This window comes from Streptococcus agalactiae ATCC 13813 (genome assembly GCF_000186445.1).
Lineage (GTDB): Bacteria > Bacillota > Bacilli > Lactobacillales > Streptococcaceae > Streptococcus > Streptococcus agalactiae.
The window spans coordinates 368,747-384,729 of record NZ_GL636070.1 but is presented as its reverse complement, the minus strand read 5'-3'; the positions used below and the strand labels follow the sequence as shown (position 1 = coordinate 384,729).

Genomic DNA, 15,983 nt, shown 5'->3' with positions numbered 1-15,983 from the left:
AGAGATTGATACAATAGGTATCAATCTCTTTTTTTGGGTAATATGAGGAAGTTTAAGGGCTAAAATTGGCTATTTTACGAAAGAGGCTTGACGAATCTTTTTTTTTCGATAGAATATTATCTGTTATGGCGGTATAGCCAAGTGGTAAGGCACGGCTCTGCAAAAGCTTGATCGTCGGTTCAAATCCGTCTACCGCCTTAAATATAAAAGATTTTATCCAAAGATAACAAAAAATCAACGATTGTTCGTTGATTTTTTTGTTATCAGAATTATTTTTTTAAATCCAATAATTGATAAGGTATAGAAGATTGACTATCTCTTAATGAATAGCTTTCTAATTCATTGACATTATCCCTTAAAATTTGAGACTCTTTAGAACTAATTAAACCGTCCCTTTCAAATTCAGAAATTGTTCTGCGTTCCAAGTAATATCCTCTTAGGGTTTCATTTAAAATATCTGGCGTTATGCGTGCAATGACACGTTCTACAAATAAACCTGATTTAATTAATTCTGCGTCTCGAATGCGTTCATTTTGTAAGAAATCTATCAAAGTTGCATTATAATAACCTTCCATATCTTCTAGCGTTTCTAAAATGAGATCATTATTTGATAAGTACAAATCTGTTAAGTGCTGACGATTGACTTCTGCTAACAACCGTTTCCTGTTTTTGAAATGTTTTTTCCGATTTCGTATTCCTTGTCCAAATGTTAAAAACTCATGCACAATACCACGAATAACACGCATAAAAATCGTTAAACTATAAGTGATATTTGACACAAAGCTACGATTAACTTGACGTTCTAAGTATTTTAAATAACGTTGGTAAATACGATATTCTTTGATAGAAATATTGCCATAACGATAAGCAGCTTCAAGTCCATCGCTTTCTATACTAAGCATCATCAGTTGCAATTCAGCTAAGTCCTTCTTAATGTCACTAGATTCTTGTTCTAAAATGAGATGACGAATACGGCTATTATAATTATCTATAACTGCATAAAATGAAGCTTGATTTTCAGAACTCTTACCATCTTCTTCTAAGACAGATAATACTTTTGTTAAAATCGATAGACGTATTAAATAATCATCTTTCACCTGTAAGGGAGGCGCTAACTTTGGTAATACTAAAAGTCCCGTTAAAAAACTCATTAGCGTTACTGCACCAACAGTGAAAAGAATCAAACTATACCCCAACTCTCCTATGACTGAGTGCTTGGGTAATAAGAGTATTGTTGCTATGGAAACACTTCCTTTAACTCCTGAAAAAGTCAACAGTTGAATCTCTCTCCAATACTTTTTAAATGATTTATGGTATTTGAAAGATCTCCAAGCATAAAAGCAAGAAACTGCTAGAAAGCGGACTAGAAAAAGTGTGCAAGTAACTAAAACAACAATACTAATAAGATCAAAATTACTATAAGCGTTACTTGTTAAAAGAGGACCAATGATACGTGTCAGTTCTCTTCCAAATATTAAGAAAACTAAACCATTTAAAATAAAATTTAAGGTTTCCCAAATAACAGAGGTAACGCGATCTACTTGAGCATCAAAGAGAGTCACTTTTTTCAAACGATTTGCTTGCATTACTCCTGCCACTACCACCGCAATAATAGCTGAAAATCCCAACAAATCAGCAACGAAATAAGCAACAAAAGGTAAGGTTAATTCCAAAAGTAGAGCCCCTGTAACATCAGCAGCATCAAATTTCTCTAGGACAGTGAGACATAACCTCATTAGAAAAGCAAAAAGCAAGCCAATTAAAAAACCACCCATTATGGCCAATGCTAACTTGAGACTAGCTTTTGCTAAGGAGAAATAACCTGTTACAAGGGCTGTTAAAGCAAACTGGAAGGAAACTAGACCACTAGCGTCATTTAAAAGACCTTCCAATTTGAGGATATTCTCTGCTCGTTTAGGAAATTGAAACCTCTTAGCAATCGATATAAAGGCAACGGCATCTGTTGGGCCTAAGGCTGCTCCAAGCGCAAAGCATGCCGCAAGTGGTAAACTAACTGGCAAAAGATGCCCTGCTACATAACCAACGACAATAGCTGTTAAAAATACCGTTGGTAAGATTAAGTAAAGAATAATAGTCCGATACTTTATAAAACTACCAATATCACTTTCTTGACCTTCTCTAAAGTTCAAAGGAGCAATAACAAAGGCAAGAAATAACTCAGGATCGATATGGACTTGTGACTTATGAAAAACTAAGCCAGAGAGAATCCCAAAGACCAACTGGATAAATGGTAATGGTAATTTAGGAAATATCCTATTGATAACATTAGATAAAATCAAAAACAGGAGAAAACTGACTATTAGAATAGTTTCTTCCATATTATTCCTCCTTCATAACATCTATCAATTCTTTCTTCAATTTCTCAATTTTATCATCGATTTTTTTAGTATCTTCTCTCTCCAATCGACAGCGACATCTTTCTTTTTCAAGTATTATTAATTTCTTCTTTTTCTTCTTTACTTTACTTAAGTGAACATTTGAAAATTCTTGATTTTTAGAAGAAAGGTATTTATCTTTTAGTCGATTCAATCGTTCTTCCAAAGAGAATTGAGACATCATAACCTCCTATTTAATAACCAAATTATTAATAATAAGTATTTTTTCTTTCATCGGCTATCTCTAGTATAACACGCATTTCTTAAATTGATAGAATTTAAGAATATCGTTGCTCATTATCTCCATATGTGGTAGACTAACAACAATTTAAATAGGAGGTTAACCAATGAAAAAATTAACAAAAGGCAGCCACATTCGTGTTCTTAGTCCCTCTTCTTCCATTGAACGTCTGGGTGGTTTTGAGGCTAACCTATTAGCCAAAGAAGTACTAGAAAAGCTGGGATTTCAAGTGTCATTCTCTAAGCACTATCTAGAAAATGATATCCTCTATTCTGCTTCGATTGCTAGCCGCGTAGAAGATTTGCATGAAGCATTTGCCGACCCTTCTGTTGATGCCATATTAGCAACCATTGGCGGATTCAATTCCAACGAGCTTTTACCATATTTAGATTATGATTTAATCTCTAAGAATCCCAAAATAATTTGTGGTTACTCAGATTCAACGGCATTCCTTAATGCTATTTTTGCCAAAGCAAAAATCCAAACTTACATGGGCCCTGCTTATTCTTCTTTCAAAATGAAGGAAGGTCAACCTTACCAAACACAAGCTTGGCTTACTGCCATGACAGAAAACCACTATGAACTTTGGCCTAGTGAAGAATGGTCTAGTGATCCCTGGTATGATCCCAGCAAACCACGCCAATTTTTCCCAACAGAATGGAAAATTTATAATCACGGAAAAGCTTCCGGTACGATTATCGGAGGTAATCTCTCTACGTTTGGCCTACTTCGAGGTACTCCTTATGCACCGAAAATTGAACGCTATGTCCTTTTGATTGAAGAGGCTGAGGAAAGTAATTTTTATGAATTTGACCGCAATCTTGCTGCAATTTTACAAGCTTATCCTCATCCACAAGCTATTCTTATGGGGCGCTTTCCTAAAGAATGCGGCATGACTCCACAAGTCTTTGAATATATCCTTTCAAAACATGCTATTTTCAAGGAAATTCCTGTTATTTATGATATGGATTTTGCGCACACCCAGCCTCTTTTGACAGTGACTATTGGAGCTGAGATAAGCGTTGACACTACTACATTATCTCTATCTATAAAAGAATAAAAAAATACTCCTGCTACTCATCTGAGTAACGGGAGTTTATCATTTAGAGTTACCAAATAATAACACGTTTTTCAACTGGACGCCACATGTTATCACCATCTTTAACATCAAACTCTTTATGGAATTCTTCAAAATTCGTTACTGTAATATTAGTTCGCCATTGTGCTGGGGCGTGAACATCTACACTAGCTAACATTTGCATATACTCATCACGTGCCTTCATACGCCAAATTGTCGCAAAGTTAATAAAGAAATCTCTCGCTGAAAAATCTGACTCACGCTGCGCAGCTTCTAAAGCACAAGCAACTCCACCTAAATCTGCAACATTTTCTGATACTGTTAGTTTACCATTGACTTTTGCGCCATAAGATTCTAGTCCATCAAACTGCTCAACTACTTTATCTGTAAGTTTTTTGAAAGCTTCAAAATCTTCATCAGTCCACCAATTATTCAAACTTCCATGTTCATCAAATGAAGCTCCATTAGTGTCAAAAGCGTGTGATATTTCATGTGCAATCACTGCACCAATTCCCCCATAATTTGCTGATGAACTTTGCTCTAAAGCATAAAATGGTGCTTGTAAAATGGCTGCTGGGAAGACAATTTGGTTTTGTTGTGGATCATAATACGCATTGACCATGTGGGCAGGCATATGCCATTCACTTCTATCAACTGGTTTATTCCATTTACTCCAACCATAGGCTATTGAAATTTTGTCTAAATTAGTAGCATTTTCGACAAGCGATAGTTTAGGATCAATGATTTTTTTAGTATAAGTCTCTGGTAGTTTCTCAGGGTATCCAATGTGTGGCGTGATAACATTAAGTTTCACAATAGCTTTTTCTCGCGTTGACTGTGCAAGCCAATCCGCCTTTTCTAAGCGTGACTTATAGACATCAATCATCGTTGCAATCTTATGCTCAACATCAGCTTTAGCTTCTGGAGAGAATTTTTCCCCTGCATACCATAAACCTAGAGCTTGATTGTAAGGTCCTGAAGCAAGGTAGTAAGCTGCTTTTTTCTTATCCATTGCTTGTGGTGTGCCTGATAAAGCTCGACTGTAAACTCCCGATTTGATACGAATATCATCAGTTAAGTAAGCATTATAGGCATTCGCAGCTGATAAAATAAGATCTGCCTTTAATAATTCCCAATTAGATTCTGAGTAATAGTCAGATGCAAATTCTGTCCAGAAACGTTCTTCAGGAACAATAATTTTATCTGGTTTTTGTCCTAATATCTTTTGGAAAATCGCATCTAATGGAAGTTCAGGTGCTAATTTTGTGAAATCTTCCCAGTTATAAGGATGGTAAAGTTTAACATATTCCGAACTCTCTTCGCGAGATAAGACATATTGTGCCAATTTTGCATCCAATGCTAAAACCTTATCCAAGATATCTTTAATTTCCTGTTCTGAAAGGCCAAACAAAGGTAGTAGGTCTTCTTGACTTTTACGCCAAAGAGCAAGGAGTTCCTTTCCTTTTTCATTATCTTCACTATAATAAGTTGTATCTGGTAAAATAATCCCAGGCGCTTCAGCCCAAAGTACATTCAATTGAGCATTCATAAAGTCAGGAGCCACACCAAATGGAAATTCATTTGGTTTACCTTCTAGTTCATATTCTGCAACTTTTGATGCAAACTCAGAGAAAGATTGTAGGCCTTTATATTCTTCAATTAATGGTAATACTGGTGATACTCCTACCTCTTCACGTTTTTGATAATCAGCTGTCATTTTATGAAAAGCAATAAAATGATTTAAAATCGTATCACTTGGTTTATTTTCATCAGCCAGCCACTTATCTGTCGTTGACAGCATTAATGCTTCAATGTCATCAGCAAGATCAGAAAAACCACCTGTCCTTGGTTTGTCATCAGGAATAACAGCTGTCTTAGCCCACTCCCCATTAACCGCTTGGTAAAAATCATCTTGATATTTTATCATTATTTTCTCCTTAATATCTCATATGTAATCTCTTACAGTCTAACAGAAAATTCAGAGTTTGACTATTAAAAATACTCTCATATTGGTGCTTTCTCTAAATATCATTTTGTTATTTTTGCTATACTATAAACCAACAAGGAGGTTGTTATGATTGACAAATATTATAATTGGGCAACGCTTGGAACCGGCGTTATTGCCAACGAATTAGCCCAAGCACTGGAAGCACGTGGACAAAAATTATATTCTGTAGCTAATAGAACTTACGACAAAGGACTTGAATTTGCTAACAAATATGGTATCCAAAAAGTTTATGATCACATAGATCAAGTATTTGAAGACCCTGAAGTGGATATCATTTATATCTCTACTCCCCACAATACTCACATCTCATTTTTACGAAAGGCTTTAGCAAATGGTAAGCACGTTCTTTGCGAAAAATCTATTACTTTAAATAGTACTGAACTTAAAGAAGCCATAGATTTAGCCGAAACTAACCATGTTGTCTTAGCTGAAGCCATGACTATTTTTCATATGCCAATTTACCGCCAATTAAAAACATTAGTTGATAGTGGAAAATTAGGACCGTTAAAAATGATTCAAATGAATTTCGGAAGTTATAAAGAATATGATATGACTAACCGTTTTTTCAGTCGTGACCTAGCAGGAGGTGCTTTGCTGGACATTGGTGTTTATGCACTTTCTTGTATTCGCTGGTTTATGTCAGAAGCACCTCACAACATTACCTCTCAAGTTACATTTGCACCAACAGGGGTTGATGAACAAGTTGGTATCCTACTAACCAATCCAGCAAATGAGATGGCGACTGTCAGCCTTAGTTTACATGCAAAACAACCTAAACGAGCAACTATCGCTTACGATAAAGGCTACATTGAACTTTTTGAATATCCGCGAGGACAAAAGGCAGTTATTACTTATACTGAGGATGGGCATCAAGATATTATCGAAGCTGGCAAAACTGAAAATGCTCTCCAATATGAGGTAGCTGATATGGAAGAAGCCGTTTCAGGAAAAACTAACCACATGTACTTAAACTATACCAAAGACGTTATGGATATCATGACACAGCTACGTCAAGAATGGGGATTTACCTACCCAGAAGAAGAAAAATGAAGAGAGCTTGACAATGATTGTCAAGCCCTTTTTAGTTAATATACATTACATTTTCTTAAAAAATAGGCGTTTAAAGAAATAAATCATACCAACTGCTAAACTCAAAATAGCATAAACATAGAAAACTGCATTTATTTGTCCTAGTAAATGATCAAAACAAGACAGAAGAATAGCCGCACTAGCTCCACCAATATTACAAAATACTAAAACTAATGTCGTTGCAGAACCAACCAACGAATATTCAACACGGTCTGCTACTAGGCTAAACACAGCAGTGACCATCAGGCTGTAAAGGAAACCTGATGCCATCGCACTAATTGTTAGTACCATTAGATTAGAAGGCAATCCAACTCCAAGCAATGTTAAAGAAAATAAGACGAGGCAGATTGGAATTAATTGTTTATGAAACATAGCTATCAACTGACCAAAACTCATACCTGCTATTATTCCCATAAGCATCATCGCACTAAGAACAAGACTAGCTTGAGCTGGCGTACCCAAACCAAATTCTACTACTAGCAGAGGTATCCTAAGATTAATCCCAGTATTTATAGTTATGACAAATCCTGCTAAAATAGCTAAGGCGACAATATAAGTCAAATCAGCTTTAGGGACTTTTTGACCTTTAGTTTTAATCTTGTCATTTGTACCTTTCACCACTTTCTTAGGCGCAAAAACAAGATATAGAACTAAGATTGGTAAAGCTAAAAAATAAATCATAAATGATTTGGACCAACCAAAAGTCAACAATAGCCCAACTAAAGCTGTCAAACCAGCATTTCCTAAAACTTCAAAAGACCCCCTTAATCCTAAGAGTTGTCTTCTTTCTTTGTCTTGATAATATTCACTAATCACACTAATGGCCCTAGCATTAATAAAACCAATACCACTCCCCAATAAAAGACGCGATACAAATACTAAAAGGTAGTTCTGACTGACAACCGGCAATCCTCCCCCTAATGCTGTTAGCAATAGCCCAAAGATAATCATATGTTTCTCAGAAAGTTTTTTACTTAACCAAGGTGTGATAAGCAAGATGAAGATAATAGCCATCGAAGGAATTGAAAACAATAATTCAACTTGGGGTGATGGTAAGCCCTTATCTCTATAATAAGATATCATTTGTGGTAGGGCTGGTGATGTCGAAAAAGTTGATAGCAAGATAAGTGATAAAGAGAGTAAACTTAGCTTCTCCATAAAGATTTTCAAGTGACAATACCTCTTTCTGATGTCTTTTTTTAGATAAATAAAGTATAATCAATATTAAACTAGAAATATATGACATATGTCCTAAAACTATCTCAAATAGGGAGTCAATACATGGATATAGAAAACTACTGCCAAGACTACTGTTTGGAGACTATCTTTCCAAAACATTATTTCAAGGATTTACAAGTAATCACCCTAACTGCTGGCCAACCCGTCTGTAAACAGGGAGAACAATTAGAATACTTGCACTACATCGTCAAGGGACGTTTTAAAATTGTACGTCGACTCTTTAACGGCAAAGAACATATTTTAGATATTAAAACAAAACCAACACTGATTGGTGATATTGAACTTTTGACTAATAGACAAATTGTATCATCTGTTATTGCCTTAGAGGATATTACAGTCATTCAATTATCACTTAAAGGACGGAAAGAGAAACTGTTAACAGACGCAACTTTCCTCCTAAAACTTAGTCAAGAGCTAGCTCAGGCTTTTCATGATCAAAACATCAAAGCGTCTACTAATTTAGGGTATACCGTCAAAGAGTTACTTGCAAGTCATATTTTAGCAATTGAAGAACAAGGTTGCTTTAACCTTGAACTAAGTAGTTTAGCTGATTCGTTTGGCGTCAGTTATCGTCATTTATTAAGAGTTATCCATGATATGGTCAAAGAAGGCCTTATCCAAAAAGAAAAACCAAAATACTTTATCAAAAATCGTTTCGCACTAGAATCATTAAATATTCAGCCATGAAGCGTAGCTTTATCATTTAATTATTTTATGCTAAACTAAATCAGAGAATACAGTTAGGAGAAAATATGTCTGCTATTGATAAATTAGTAAAAGCTGGTCATTTAATTGACATGAATGACATTATCCGCGAAGGCAATCCAACCCTTCGCAAAGTGGCTGAAGAAGTCACATTCCCACTTTCTGAGAAAGAAGAAATTCTCGGAGAAAAAATGATGCAATTTTTAAAACACTCTCAAGATCCAATTATGGCTGAGAAGCTAGGCTTACGTGGTGGTGTTGGTTTAGCCGCACCACAATTAGACATCTCAAAACGCATCATTGCCGTCCTTGTTCCAAACGTTGAGGATGCTCAAGGAAATCCACCTAAAGAAGCTTATAGCCTCCAAGAAGTAATGTACAACCCTAAAGTTGTATCACATTCTGTTCAAGATGCTGCTTTATCTGACGGGGAGGGATGCCTATCAGTAGATCGTGAAGTACCTGGCTATGTCGTCCGCCACGCGCGTGTAACTATTGAATATTTCGACAAAACTGGTGAAAAACATCGACTCAAATTAAAAGGTTACAACTCTATTGTTGTTCAACATGAAATTGACCACATTGATGGTATTATGTTTTACGACCGTATCAATGAGAAAAATCCTTTCGCTGTCAAAGAAGGCTTACTTATTTTAGAATAAGGACAAATAACCTAGAGATAATTTTCTCTAGGTTTTATTTTTTAATAGCAAATAAAATAAGAAATCTTTTTTAAAAAGTCGACTCTTTCCAAAACATCTGGCAATCTACAATCTGTTGGTTATCGACGGAGTCATCTCCTTCAATACGATTAATCAAAATCTGTGCTACTTGTTCACCTTCTTCATAAGCCGGCTGGACAATTGTTGACACTTTAGGAGATGAAAAGTCTGTCCATTCAATATTGTCAAACCCAACTAAACCAACTCGTGGCATATCAAAATTGAGATTTTTCATGGCAGTAAAAACCATTGGTAAAGCCCAACAATTTGGTGCAAATACTAATGTCTCCTCCTTATCTGGAACTACCGCTTTTAGAAAGTCTTCTATATCACTTTTTGAATGATCATCATCTTCAATCACCAAAGTGTCATAACCGAAACCATTGTCCTTTAAAGCATCCATGAATCCCGAAGCTCTCTCAATACGTGTACTAAGCAAGCTCGTATCAGCAGTAATCATAATAAACTTTTTATACCCTCGATTTAGACACTCCTGTGTCATATCATAAACAGCATCATAGTTATTAGCCTTAACCCAACTCGTCTTATGTTCATAAAGTTGACTATCAAAAAATACCATTGGTTTCTTTTTTTCTTTTAAAATACGAGAATACTTTCGAAAATTTGATGTAGGCTGAATAATGAAACCATCAACACCTAAATTTAACATATTTTCAATATAATCTTCTTCACTTTTGGCATCATAATTACTATTACCCACAATAATTTGATAGCCTTTTTGTTTGGTGATGTGCTCAATTCCTTTTACAATTTGATTTGAAAATGTGTTTGTTATATCTCCAATTAAGACACCTAGTAGTTTTGTTTTTTTAGAATTTAGACTTCTTGCTATCGTACTTGGTCTATAACCTGTTTCATCAATCACCTCTTGAATACGCTGCCTCGTCTCATCCGACATTTTTTCAAATTTTTGATTCAAGAAAAAAGAAACCGTTGTTTTGGAAGTTTTTGATAATTGAGCGATGTCATTAATGGTCATTTTTTTAGACATAACAAACCTCCTTTCTAATTTTACTGATTTTATTTTTTTATGGTTAATATAGTACTAGTATAGCATAATAATAGCCCTGTTAATTTTTTAAACGACTCATTTTGCCATTATTTTTATCATATACAATGACTTTTCCTTTGCATTTTATCCCTTGCATCAAATAGAGTTTATCCCCAAAGATAATATCATCCATATGCACTCCAATTAAATAATGAAAGTCTTGAGACCTAATATCAAATGCAATGCTATTACTTAGTTCCTTACGACTGTTCGTTTGCACTAAAGGAACACATTTCACCTGACAGTTCCGATCAACTATCAAGGTATAATCCATCACCTCATCAACAAATTTTATTTTCTTAACTAATTTATGACTTTCTGTCAATTGATTATACCGCTTAGAAATAAGGCAATCTTCTAGATTAAAGGTCGTAGGACTTACTAATTTCAAGTCATTAACAAACCCATTTTCATAAATGACCTGATCATCTAAAATATATTGATTTGTTAAAACATGCTCTCCTGGACAACTCACCTTATCAATAACTAAGGTAATGGCCTGCGGTAAAGTTAACAACCATCGCTTATGGTAATAGATATCAGAAGCTCTTTGGACATGTAGTTGTCCTTCGACTAAATGGTACCTATCCTTTGAAGTCAACTGACAATAGTCACATTTTGGATAGGAATTGTATGTCCAAGAGTCCTTGATCATTTCTAAGGGTTTCCCATCAAGGGTACATGTTGAATGACTAGTCGAACGTTTAAAATCATACCTTAGTTGTTCTTCTTTGTAAGTATATCTTCCTGCATCAATGAAAATAGGTTTCTTTTTATCATAGAGGCAAACACTATTATTATCACTATGAGTATGAGCGCTACCAAATGGACCGTTCTTAAAAAATATATAACGCCTATCATCACGTAAACACACATGACCAGAATCTGGAAAAAGATAAGCAGACTCTCCTATTGTCGCACGCGGTATTTCTTCAAAAAGATAAATTGATGGCTTCCCAAACAAAAGTAAAGTTTCTAAATTAACATTATCAAAAGAAAATGATTTTGTTTTAGAAGATTTCAACACAAGTGTTGCCAAAGTTAGAATATCACGAGTATCAGTCACATCACTGTCCCCTATAGCTAGTTGACAATAATCCGGACCAGTCATAGCAATTAGATAGGTAACCATTTTTTCAATAGTTTCTTCTAATGGTAGATAATATTTAGGCGCAAGGATAACTAGTTCCATTAAGGACTTCAAGACTTCTGCATGATACATAATTGATTGTTCATACTGGCTCCCATCATCTAAAATTTGAAGCTTGATTTGAAGTAATAATTCTTCTTCAGCAAAACTCTGAATTTCAGGTAGATTTAATTCATCTTCATAATAGTATAGACACGCCAATATTGCTGTTGTTTGTAAAATTCCCCAGTTACTTAGACTATCTTTTTCACGATAATAGTCCCTCATATAAGTTATCTGCTCCCGTAAACTAGTTAATAGTTTAATTTTTTTAGTTTCTGTTATTAATCCAAAATAATCTAAAAAAATCAAAACTTTGAGCCATGACATGCAACGTATCCCAGTATCAATAGTACGACTTACCGCCCCTTCTGGCTTTAGTGTAAATTGACAATCAATCCAATGGTACATAAAATATTTCATTTGTCTAAGATAAGACTTATCGCCTTCAACAATGTAGACCACCAGGAATTTAAAAAGATAAGTTTGACGATTTAGCATATACAACCATTCTGGATCATCTGTTACTGGATTATCCCACTCCAAAGGATCAAGACAATATGCTTTAGAACAAGGTTCCATATCCCAATTATCATTAAATACAAAAGTGTTCCTCATCATCAAATTAACAGAGGTTTTCATTTCTTGATAGGCATTAGATTGGTATGTTTTAATATACTTTTGACAAAATTCCCTATCAAAATCCTTGAATTTATTATATAAGCGATCTTTCATTTTTTTACAAAACGTCCTCGTCCGATATAAAAAGGACTATGTCATTGATATGTCATAATCCTTATTTATCAAAATTTTATTAAGCTAAAATACCTAACCAGCTACCAAGGATACCAATAATAACTGTAAGGATAACTAACTTATAAGTTGTCCATTTTTTATTTTTAATAAGGTAAAACATAAGGAAAGTGTAGAGTGCTGGAAGTAGAGCTGGTGCAATTTTATCAAGCATACCTTGGACAGTAACAATCTTTTGCGTTGTACTAGTTACTTTTTCTGGAGCAAAAGTGTAAGGGATTGTGAGCTTAACTTGTGTTGCAGCTAAACTTGAGATGACCGTTACACCAACGATATTAGCTGCCCGTGAGATAACTGACATTTGTTCACTCAATTTATCAATAAAACTGGTCCCAAGACGATAACCATACATGCCAGTAACTAATTTAATTCCCGTTAAAATAGTATTCATAGCCACAAAGAAAAGAATCGGTCCCATCACCAAACCATCTGTCGCTAAAGAGGCTGCAATCGTTGAGAACAAGGGTGCTAAGCAAAATTGTGATAAAGAATCACCGATACCTGCAAGAGGACCCATAAGCGCCATCTTAATACCGCGAATTTCTTCTTCTGGCCGCTCATTATCAAGCATTGCTAAATGTAAACTAGTTACAAAAGGTAAGAAATGAGGGTTTGTATTGTAAAACTCCACATTTTCTTCTAGAGCTCCCGCTAAAGCTTTTTTGTCATCTCCATAATATTTTTTGAGAGCTGGATATATGACATTAGCATAACCAAGACCTTGATAGTTACTGTAATTAAAGCCATTTTGTAAATAAAAGGCACGTAAAGCTGTTTTAGTGTAATCACTTTTTGCTAATTTTTTAGATCCAGTCATCTTGGTTGTCTCCTTCTGTCTTAGTTTCTTTAGTAGGTGCAGCTGGTTTTCTGAAAATATCAAGCAAAGCAAATATTGTTGCAATTATAGCTACCCCGATAGTTGGAACCCCAAGCACACTGTTAGTAGCCACTGATGTTAAAACTCCGTCTCCATTTGCTGTTGGAGTTAGAACTGGCAAACCAAAATAAACAGCTAGAACATATCCAAGTAGGATATAAGGAATGAGTTCTTTTTTAGCCATTACAGAGAGAATCATCGCAAAACCAATTGCAGGAAGCATTTTCCCAGCTAAGGTTAGACCATTAAGCAAAACAGGGGGAATGAGAGCAAATAAATCTGTCAAAGTTTGCGTTGAAAGAGCACCCAGTACTCCTAAACCAAATCCCAATCCAGCGAATGCCCAAATTGTACCATTTGCTGCAATTTTAAATCCTCGGAAATTACCTGCTTGCAAAGCTTTTTTAGCTGTTTCAGGCGCACCTGCAAAAGCAGTATAAGTTGCTGTTTGAAGAAATTGAATACCAACTGCAATTGGGGTTGATAATGCAAGAGCAGCTTCCGGTGTGATTTTTCCTTTAGTTCCAGCTGTTGTAATAGCCATCAAAGTTCCAAAAATCCCAGGACCGATTGGGTTTGGAGGAACTGTCCCTCCCGCTCCCACACCAAATCCCATGTAAGCCAGTTCAGATATTGCTCCAACTGCCAAAGCTGTTTGAATATCTCCTAAAATAACACCAACGCCTAGAGAGAGAACGATACAACGATTTGTATAGAGGCCAAGTAACATGCCGCTAAAACAGAAAGCCGTCCACAGTCCAATTAAGACAGCCTGAAGAATACTAATATCCATATTTTTCTCCTTTATATGATAGTAAGTTTGTCCAACTAAATATAATCTAAAATATTAACTTCCACAGCACCATCGTTACCTGTTGGAGTTGTTTTAGTATTAAATGCAATGTGATATTCTTGGTTTAATTTTCTAATTATCTCTTTATCCTTCATCCCTAAGAAGATAGAGCGACTTACCTGCTCTTTACCTTCTCCATTATGAATATTTCCAATATTAATCTCTTTAATTGGGACGCCTCCTGCTACAAGTCTATAGACATCTTTCAAATCTTTAACAATTATAAAAATCGTCTGTGCTGGGTTGGCCTTGTGAATAATATCAATAACTTTTTGAATATCAAAAAATCGCAATGCAATTGATTCTGGCACCACCGTCTTCATTAACGTTTGTTGAAGATGATCTTTGGAGACATCATCATTTGCCACAATAACAGTATTACAACTTAAAAATTTCACCCAAAGTTGTCCTTGTCCATGAATAAGACGCTCATCAACACGTGTCATTACAATATTTGGTCCTGCTGCCATTTCTGACCTCCTTGTTTTCTATTATTTATTGTTTATTTTGTTAGTAAAATACTCTTACCAATAAAGTTCCCAGTCTTTATAGAATCTTATTAAGGCTTCTAAGTAATAATAATCTCCCCAAATATTACCTTCATCTACTCCTTTACCTGAATGCCACGAATACACACCGTGCAATAGAAGAGGACGTCCTGCTATAAATTCACTATTACTATACTGTTCAATCAGACTACGAAGCATTGTATGCATAGCATATTTGTATGTCTCTTTATCAGGATCTACTTCTGGTAAATGTTTAAGCATCTCATGAATCCCACACACAGCTGTTGCTGTTGCGGATGTATCTCTAGGCTGACCCGAGCCATCCGTAAAAATAAGGTCCCAATAGGATACCTTGTCTTCAGGTAAACGATTTAGAAAATAGTTTGTCATACCTTTAAAAAGGATAATCTGCTGATAATCTTTCATTTTCCGGTAACTAAGCGGAATACCGTAGATGCCCCATGCTTGCCCTCTTGCCCAAGATGACTCATCACTATAGCCCTGTCGTGTGACACCTTTTAACGGTTCTCCAGTTTCTGGGTCGAAATAAAAAGTATGAAAAGCAGAAGAATCATCACGCACCACATTGTTAGCTGAAGCGTAGAAGTGATTCACCGCAACTTGTCTATACTTTTCATCACCTGTCTGTTCATAAGCAAAAAATAAGAGTTGGATATTAAGTAAGCAATCGATAATTAAGCGATAGTGTTCCTTATACCCGAGTTCTCCCCAAGCCTGAATAAATCCACCTTTTTCTTGATAGCGCTCCATCAATTTATCTGCAGCTTTTATAGTGGCTTCTAAAGCTTTAGCATCACCATTGATACGATATTCTGCTGTACAAGATGGTGTGTAAAGAAATCCTAAGTCGTGGTGATCTAATGCTATACGATTATTAATACGATTTAGAAATGACAATACATTTTTATGGGCTATGTTTTTTAACTTTTTATCCCGATTATACTCATAAGCTAACCACAAGCACCCTGTCCAAAAACCATTTGTCCATTCTGTGTTATCCATAACTTTATAAATATTATTGAATGTTGCAGGCGTTGGATACTCTTCACCAAAGTAATCAATATTAATATAAAGTTGCTTCAAGGCTTTTTCAATGGCTTCCTCAACTTCAATCTTAGTTAATAATCTACTGTCTAAAAAACGCTTTGGATTTTCAATTGACTCAACCTTG

General features: G+C 35.3%; 14 protein-coding genes and 1 tRNA gene. 5 read left to right on the top strand and 10 right to left on the bottom strand.

The window, feature by feature from the left end; genetic code table 11:
- Positions 1–127 precede the first annotated feature (127 nt).
- A tRNA-Cys gene (locus tag HMPREF9171_RS111115) sits at positions 128–198 on the top strand.
- Positions 199–269: 71 nt separating this feature from the next.
- On the opposite strand, the gene HMPREF9171_RS111120 is transcribed toward HMPREF9171_RS111115, so the two are convergent.
- Positions 270–2,339 carry a cation:proton antiporter gene (locus tag HMPREF9171_RS111120; protein ID WP_000393092.1) on the bottom strand — a complete coding sequence of 690 codons (2,070 nt, stop codon included), beginning with the start codon at positions 2,337–2,339 and terminating at the stop codon, positions 270–272.
- 1 nt (position 2,340) lies between these two features.
- On the bottom strand, positions 2,341–2,577 hold the full coding sequence (locus HMPREF9171_RS111125) for a hypothetical protein (protein ID WP_000077415.1): 237 nt from the start codon (positions 2,575–2,577) through the stop codon (positions 2,341–2,343).
- Between the two features lie 166 nt (positions 2,578–2,743).
- Between HMPREF9171_RS111125 and HMPREF9171_RS111130 the strand changes: the two genes are divergently transcribed.
- Positions 2,744–3,697: a S66 family peptidase gene (locus HMPREF9171_RS111130; protein ID WP_000737083.1), complete on the top strand. Its 954-nt coding sequence runs from the start codon at positions 2,744–2,746 to the stop codon at positions 3,695–3,697.
- A 49-nt stretch (positions 3,698–3,746) separates the two neighbouring features.
- Here HMPREF9171_RS111130 and HMPREF9171_RS111135 read toward each other — a convergent pair whose 3' ends face one another.
- The gene (locus tag HMPREF9171_RS111135; RefSeq protein WP_000599040.1) at positions 3,747–5,642 is read right to left on the bottom strand and encodes a M13 family metallopeptidase; all 1,896 of its coding nucleotides are present in this window, start codon (positions 5,640–5,642) and stop codon (positions 3,747–3,749) included.
- Between the two features lie 147 nt (positions 5,643–5,789).
- On the opposite strand from HMPREF9171_RS111135, the gene HMPREF9171_RS111140 reads away from it, so the two are divergent.
- Positions 5,790–6,773, top strand: a complete 984-nt coding sequence (locus tag HMPREF9171_RS111140) for a Gfo/Idh/MocA family protein (RefSeq protein WP_000566092.1) — start codon at positions 5,790–5,792, stop codon at positions 6,771–6,773.
- A gap of 45 nt (positions 6,774–6,818) precedes the next feature.
- On the opposite strand, the gene HMPREF9171_RS111145 is transcribed toward HMPREF9171_RS111140, so the two are convergent.
- Complete coding sequence (locus HMPREF9171_RS111145; RefSeq protein ID WP_000689133.1) at positions 6,819–7,982, bottom strand: MFS transporter; 1,164 nt, start codon at positions 7,980–7,982, stop codon at positions 6,819–6,821.
- Positions 7,983–8,093: 111 nt separating this feature from the next.
- On the opposite strand from HMPREF9171_RS111145, the gene HMPREF9171_RS111150 reads away from it, so the two are divergent.
- Together HMPREF9171_RS111150 and def are read left to right on the top strand one after the other, a co-directional pair.
- Positions 8,094–8,738, top strand: coding sequence for a cyclic nucleotide-binding domain-containing protein (locus tag HMPREF9171_RS111150; RefSeq protein WP_000350693.1), 645 nt, complete (start codon positions 8,094–8,096; stop codon positions 8,736–8,738).
- A gap of 65 nt (positions 8,739–8,803) precedes the next feature.
- The gene (def, locus tag HMPREF9171_RS111155) at positions 8,804–9,418 is read left to right on the top strand and encodes a peptide deformylase (RefSeq protein WP_001272873.1); all 615 of its coding nucleotides are present in this window, start codon (positions 8,804–8,806) and stop codon (positions 9,416–9,418) included.
- Positions 9,419–9,488: 70 nt separating this feature from the next.
- Here the strand turns inward: def and HMPREF9171_RS111160 are convergent, their stop codons facing one another.
- The 6 genes from HMPREF9171_RS111160 to HMPREF9171_RS111185 form a co-directional block, all read right to left on the bottom strand.
- Positions 9,489–10,490 (bottom strand): LacI family DNA-binding transcriptional regulator, encoded by a 1,002-nt coding sequence (locus HMPREF9171_RS111160; RefSeq protein ID WP_000038817.1) that lies wholly within the window; start codon positions 10,488–10,490, stop codon positions 9,489–9,491.
- A gap of 79 nt (positions 10,491–10,569) precedes the next feature.
- A complete protein-coding gene (locus HMPREF9171_RS111165) occupies positions 10,570–12,474 on the bottom strand; it encodes a heparinase II/III domain-containing protein (RefSeq protein ID WP_000654962.1) in 1,905 nt (634 codons plus the stop codon).
- A gap of 79 nt (positions 12,475–12,553) precedes the next feature.
- The gene (locus HMPREF9171_RS111170; protein ID WP_000147945.1) at positions 12,554–13,369 is read right to left on the bottom strand and encodes a PTS system mannose/fructose/sorbose family transporter subunit IID; all 816 of its coding nucleotides are present in this window, start codon (positions 13,367–13,369) and stop codon (positions 12,554–12,556) included.
- Positions 13,356–14,222 (bottom strand): PTS mannose/fructose/sorbose/N-acetylgalactosamine transporter subunit IIC, encoded by an 867-nt coding sequence (locus tag HMPREF9171_RS111175; protein ID WP_000355267.1) that lies wholly within the window; start codon positions 14,220–14,222, stop codon positions 13,356–13,358. The genes HMPREF9171_RS111170 and HMPREF9171_RS111175 overlap by 14 nt, the downstream gene beginning before the upstream one ends.
- A 35-nt stretch (positions 14,223–14,257) precedes the next feature.
- Entirely contained in the window at positions 14,258–14,752 is a 495-nt protein-coding gene (locus HMPREF9171_RS111180; RefSeq protein ID WP_000718802.1) for a PTS sugar transporter subunit IIB, read from the bottom strand.
- Positions 14,753–14,806: 54 nt separating this feature from the next.
- A partial coding sequence (locus HMPREF9171_RS111185) for a glycoside hydrolase family 88 protein (RefSeq protein ID WP_000630137.1) occupies positions 14,807–15,983 on the bottom strand: 1,177 nt, incomplete at its 5' end.

Bases quoted from the DNA above. Each gene is read 5' to 3' on its own strand.
- HMPREF9171_RS111120 (WP_000393092.1), bottom strand. From the start codon at position 2,339: ATGGAAGAAACTATTCTAATAGTCAGTTTTCTCCTGTTTTTGATTTTA.
- HMPREF9171_RS111125 (WP_000077415.1), bottom strand. From the start codon at position 2,577: ATGTCTCAATTCTCTTTGGAAGAACGATTGAATCGACTAAAAGATAAA.
- HMPREF9171_RS111130 (WP_000737083.1), top strand. From the start codon at position 2,744: ATGAAAAAATTAACAAAAGGCAGCCACATTCGTGTTCTTAGTCCCTCT.
- HMPREF9171_RS111135 (WP_000599040.1), bottom strand. From the start codon at position 5,642: ATGATAAAATATCAAGATGATTTTTACCAAGCGGTTAATGGGGAGTGG.
- HMPREF9171_RS111140 (WP_000566092.1), top strand. From the start codon at position 5,790: ATGATTGACAAATATTATAATTGGGCAACGCTTGGAACCGGCGTTATT.
- HMPREF9171_RS111150 (WP_000350693.1), top strand. From the start codon at position 8,094: ATGGATATAGAAAACTACTGCCAAGACTACTGTTTGGAGACTATCTTT.
- def (WP_001272873.1), top strand. From the start codon at position 8,804: ATGTCTGCTATTGATAAATTAGTAAAAGCTGGTCATTTAATTGACATG.
- HMPREF9171_RS111160 (WP_000038817.1), bottom strand. From the start codon at position 10,490: ATGTCTAAAAAAATGACCATTAATGACATCGCTCAATTATCAAAAACT.
- HMPREF9171_RS111165 (WP_000654962.1), bottom strand. From the start codon at position 12,474: ATGAAAGATCGCTTATATAATAAATTCAAGGATTTTGATAGGGAATTT.
- HMPREF9171_RS111170 (WP_000147945.1), bottom strand. From the start codon at position 13,369: ATGACTGGATCTAAAAAATTAGCAAAAAGTGATTACACTAAAACAGCT.
- HMPREF9171_RS111175 (WP_000355267.1), bottom strand. From the start codon at position 14,222: ATGGATATTAGTATTCTTCAGGCTGTCTTAATTGGACTGTGGACGGCT.
- HMPREF9171_RS111180 (WP_000718802.1), bottom strand. From the start codon at position 14,752: ATGGCAGCAGGACCAAATATTGTAATGACACGTGTTGATGAGCGTCTT.